This is a genomic window from Saccharomonospora iraqiensis subsp. paurometabolica YIM 90007, from assembly GCF_000231035.2.
Classification (GTDB): domain Bacteria; phylum Actinomycetota; class Actinomycetes; order Mycobacteriales; family Pseudonocardiaceae; genus Saccharomonospora; species Saccharomonospora paurometabolica.
Genome location: NZ_KI912213.1, coordinates 10,321 through 15,168, shown reverse-complemented (window position 1 = coordinate 15,168; position 4,848 = coordinate 10,321). Strand labels below are relative to the sequence as shown.

Sequence of the window (4,848 nt, the reverse complement as noted above, 5' to 3'; positions counted from 1 at the left end):
CGGACTTCGTCGGCGACGCGGTGACCGCCGGTGCGGTCGCCGTGCTCACCGACGCGGACGGGGCGGACCGGCCCGCCGTGCGCGACGCCGGGCTGCCGGTGCTGGTGCACGACGACCCGCGCGGGATCCTCGGGTCCGTGGCGGCGTGGATCTACGGTGAGCCGTCGCTGCGGTTGTCGGTGCTCGGGGTGACCGGGACGTCGGGCAAGACCACCACGGCCTACCTCGTCGAGTCCGGACTGCGCGCCGCCGGGCACCACACCGGTCTCGTCGGCACCGTCGAGACCCGGCTCGGCGCGGAGCGGCTGGCCAGCGCCTTCACCACCCCCGAAGCCCCCGATCTGCAGGCGTTGTTCGCGATCATGGTGGAGCAGGGGGTCACGCATGTGGCGATGGAGGTCTCCAGCCACGCGCTGGCGCTGGGCCGGGTGAACGGCACCCGGTTCACGGTCGGCGCCTTCACCAACCTCTCCCCGGAACATCTCGACTTCCACCGCGACATGGAGGACTACTTCGCCGCGAAGTCGTTGCTGTTCGACGGGCGCTCCACGCAGGAGGTCGTGGTGGCCGACACCGCGTGGGGCCAGGCACTGGTGAATACCGGGACGGTCACGGTCGCCACCGAACCGGGCGTCGACGCCTCCTGGCGCGCGGACGGGATCACGCTCACCCCCACCGGCGAGCAGGCGTTCGTGCTGCACGGGCCGGACGGGCGCAGCGCGAAGGCCACGCTGCCGCTGCCGGGGGAGTTCAACGTCGCCAACGCGGTCCTCGCGGCGGCGGTGCTGGACAGTGTGGGGGTGTCCCTGCCGGACATCGTCACCGGACTGGCCACGGTCGAGGTGCCGGGCCGGATGGAGCGGGTGTCCGTGGGACAGCCGTTCACCGCCGTGGTGGACTACGCGCACAAACCGGCCGCCGTCACCCAGGCGCTGCGGGCCCTGCGCGCCCGCGCGGACGGCCGGATCATCACGGTCCTCGGGTGCGGGGGCGACCGGGACACGGCGAAACGTCCGGTGATGGGCGAGGCCGCGGCGCGCGGGAGCGACCTGGTGATCATCACCGACGACAACCCCCGCAGTGAGGACCCGGCGGCGATCCGGGAGGCCATGCTCGCCGGCGCCCGCGCCGTCGGCCCGAGCCGGGGCGGCGAGGTGTGCGAGATCGGCGACCGGCGGGAGGCCATCACCGCCGCCGTCGACCGCGCCCGGCCGGGTGACGTGGTGCTCGTGGCGGGCAAGGGGCACGAGACCGGGCAGGAGATCGCGGGGGTGGTGCACCCCTTCTCGGACACCGGCGAGCTGGCGGCCGCGATCCGCCGGAGGGGTGACGGAGGAACCGAATGATCGAGATGACACTCGCGGAGGTCGCGCGGGTGGTGGGCGGCCGCCTGCACCGCGCCGACGGCAGCGAGCGCGTGACCGGCACGGTCGAGTTCGACTCCCGCAGGCTCACCGCGGGGAGCCTGTTCGTCGCCCTGCCGGGCGAACGGGTCGACGGGCACGCCTATGCCGCGACGGCCGTCACCGAGGGCGGTGCGGTGGGGGTGCTCGCCGCCCGCGAGGTGGAGGCGCCCTCGGTGATCGTCCCGGCACCGCCGTCGGGGACGGCGCACGAGCGGTCCGTCGCGCTGACCGGGGACACCGACGGTTCGGGCGCGGCGGTGCTCGCGGCGCTCGGCGCGTTGGCCCGGCACGTGGTGACCGAACTGTCCCGGACGGAGCGCTCCCGGACGGGGCTGCACGTGGTGGGGGTGACGGGCTCGTCCGGCAAGACCTCCACCAAGGATCTGATCGCCCAGGTGCTCGAACCGAGGGGGCCCACCGTCGCCCCGCCCGGCTCGTTCAACAACGAGCTGGGGCATCCGTGGACGGCGCTGCGTGCCGACGCCGACACCCGCCATCTCGTCCTCGAACTCTCGGCCCGCGGGCCCGGGCACATCGCCGAGCTGGCCGCCGTGGCGCCGCCCCGGATCGGGGTGGTGCTCAACGTCGGCAGCGCACACGTCGGCGAGTTCGGCTCCCAGGAGGGGATCGCCCGCACGAAGGGCGAACTGGTGGAGGCGCTGCCGGAGGACGGCGTCGCGGTGCTCAACGTCGACGACCCGCTCGTGGCGGCGATGGCCGGGCGGACCCGCGCCCGCGTGGTCGGGTTCGGCGAGGGCCCGGACGCCACGGTGCGCGCCGAACGGGTACGGCTGGACGAGCACGCCCGGGCCACCTTCGACCTCGTGGCGGGCGGCGAGCGGGCCGAGGTGCGGCTGTCCCTGGTGGGTGAGCACCACGTCGCCAACGCGCTCGCCGCCGCGGCGGTCGCGCTGGAGCTGGGCTCCCCGGTGCCCGACGTGGCTGCGGATCTCGGGGCCGCCACCCGCCGGTCGGCCCGGCGGATGGAGGTCACCACCTCCGCCGACGGGGTCACCGTGCTGAACGACTCGTACAACGCCAACCCCGAGTCGGTGCGGGCCGCGTTGAAGACGCTGGCGTCGATGACCTCGGAAAGGCGATCTTGGGCGGTCCTCGGTGTCATGGGCGAACTGGGGGCCGATAGCGTGTCCGCGCACGACGAGATCGGTCGGCTCGCCGTCCGGCTCAACATCAACCGGCTCGTCGTGGTCGGCGAGCAGGCTGCCGCCATGCACCACGGCGCGAGTCACGAGGGTTCCTGGGGAGAGGAGTCGGTCCTGGTGCCGGACACCGATGCGGCGGTCGCGCTGCTGCGCGATACGGTCCGGCCGGACGACGTCGTCCTCGTCAAGGCCTCGAAGGTTGCCGAGCTGTGGCGGGTAGCCGACGCGCTGTTGGGAGAAGGCGGTAGCGCGTGAGTCCGAACACATCACGACATGAGCAACGGAGCCGGACCATCGACGGCGGGACGAGCGGGAGGCACACAGCGTGATCAGCATCTTGATCGCGGCCTCCGTCGGGCTCGGTGTGTCGATCCTGCTCACCCCGTACCTGATCCGGCTGTTCTCCTATCAGGGATTCGGCCAGGAGATCCGGGAGGAGGGGCCACAGGGCCACAGGTCGAAACGCGGCACGCCCACGATGGGGGGCGTCGCCATCCTGGTCGCACTGGTGGCCGGATACTTCGTCGCCCATCTGGTGGATGTCTGGCGCGACTCGCCCAGTGACGGTCCCACCGCCTCCGGGCTGCTGGTGCTCTACCTCGCGGTGGGCCTGGGCCTGGTCGGGTTCCTGGACGACTTCATCAAGATCCGGAAGCAACGCAACCTCGGGCTGAACAAGACGGCCAAGCTCGTCGGCCAGCTCGTGGTGGCGCTCAGCTTCGCGGTGCTGGTGGTGCAGTTCCCGGACGTGAACGGCCTGACGCCGGCCTCGCAGAACCTGTCCTACGCACGGGACCTCGAACTGATCGTGTTCCCGTTGCCGATCTTCATGCTGTTCTGCTACCTGCTGATCTCGGCGTGGTCCAACGCGGTGAACTTCACCGACGGTCTGGACGGGCTCGCCGGCGGCGCCGGGGCCATGGTGCTGGCCACGTACGTGGTGATCTCCTTCTGGCAGGCGCGGCTGAGCTGCGTGGAGGGCTACCAGGTCGGCTGCTACAACGTACGGGACCCGCTGGATCTCGCGGTCGTCGCCGCGGCGGCGACCGGCGCCTGCGTGGGCTTCCTGTGGTGGAACGCCGCCCCCGCGAAGATCTTCATGGGGGACACCGGGTCGCTGGCGCTCGGCGGTCTCATCGCGGGTCTGTCCATGACGACCCGCACGGAGCTGCTCGCCATCGTGATCGGGGGTCTGTTCGTCGTCGAGATGATGTCGGTGGTGCTGCAGATCGCCATCTTCCGGACCACCCGCAAGCGGCTCTTCCGGATGGCGCCGTTCCACCACCACTTCGAGCTGGCCGGATGGGCGGAGACCACCGTCATCATCCGGTTCTGGCTGCTCGCGGCGATCTGCTGCATGTTCGGCCTCGGCCTGTTCTACAGTGAACAGCTCGGTCTCGGGGGCGGGTGACGATGCACGGTGCCGATCTCGCGGGTGCGACGGTGCTCGTCGCGGGTGCCGGGGTCACCGGCCGGTCCGTGGCGGGTGCGCTGGCGGCGGCGGGCGCCCACGTGACCGTCACCGACGGCGACCCCGCCCGGCTGGCCGCGTTGCACGACCTCGCCGACTCCGGGGTGCGGTTCGCCCCGGGCCTGGAGGTTCCCCCCGCGGGGACCGACCTGGTCGTGACCAGTCCCGGCTGGCGGCCCACGGCCCCGCTGCTCACCGCGGCCACCGCGGCCGGGGTCGAGGTGATCGGGGACGTCGAACTGGCCTGGCGGCTCGGGCGCGCGCGGGAGAACCCGCCGACCTGGCTCGCGGTCACCGGCACGAACGGCAAGACCACCACGGTGACGATGCTGGAGTCGATGCTGCGGGCGGGCGGTGTCGAGGCCGTCGCCTGCGGCAACGTCGGCTTCGCCGTGCTGGACGCGGTGCTCGCCGGGTACGACACCCTCGCGGTCGAACTGTCCAGCTTCCAGCTGCACTGGTCGAACACCCTCGCGCCGGAGGCCTCCGTGGTGCTCAACGTGGCCGAGGACCATCTGGACTGGCACGGGGGGATGGACGAGTACGCCGCCGCCAAGGGGCGGATCCACCGCAACTCCGCCACGGTCGTGTACGACCGGGCCGAGTCCTTCTCGGCCGCCCTGGCCGCACGCGACGCCGCCCCGTACGCGCGGCGCGTCTCGTACGGTTCCGACGCCCCGGGGCCCGGGGAACTCGGGGTGGACGGTGGTGTCCTGCTCGACCGCGCGTTCGTGGACGACGGGGGCGGCACCGGGCAGCTGGGGCCCGTCGCCGACGTCCGCCCCGCCGGGCCGCACAACGTGGCCAA

4 protein-coding genes are annotated in these 4,848 nt (G+C 72.6%); all 4 read left to right on the top strand.

Features of this window, described 5'->3' with window-relative positions:
- Window positions 1-1,346: UDP-N-acetylmuramoyl-L-alanyl-D-glutamate--2,6-diaminopimelate ligase (locus SACPADRAFT_RS25630; RefSeq protein ID WP_007026522.1), on the top strand; the 1,346-nt coding region annotated here is incomplete at its 5' end.
- Window positions 1,343-2,824 (top strand): UDP-N-acetylmuramoyl-tripeptide--D-alanyl-D-alanine ligase, encoded by a 1,482-nt coding sequence (locus tag SACPADRAFT_RS0204665; RefSeq protein WP_007026523.1) that lies wholly within the window; start codon window positions 1,343-1,345, stop codon window positions 2,822-2,824. The genes SACPADRAFT_RS25630 and SACPADRAFT_RS0204665, both read left to right, overlap by 4 nt.
- 70 nt (window positions 2,825-2,894) lie before the next feature.
- Window positions 2,895-3,980 (top strand): phospho-N-acetylmuramoyl-pentapeptide-transferase, encoded by a 1,086-nt coding sequence (gene mraY, locus SACPADRAFT_RS0204660; protein WP_007026524.1) that lies wholly within the window; start codon window positions 2,895-2,897, stop codon window positions 3,978-3,980.
- A 2-nt stretch (window positions 3,981-3,982) separates the two neighbouring features.
- Window positions 3,983-4,848 (top strand): Mur ligase family protein (locus SACPADRAFT_RS25625; protein WP_007026525.1); only part of this gene is annotated, 866 nt, incomplete at its 3' end.

What these genes read in the sequence shown, in the direction of transcription:
- SACPADRAFT_RS0204665 (WP_007026523.1), top strand. Translation starts at nt 1,343, where the DNA reads ATGATCGAGATGACACTCGCGGAGGTCGCGCGGGTGGTGGGCGGCCGC.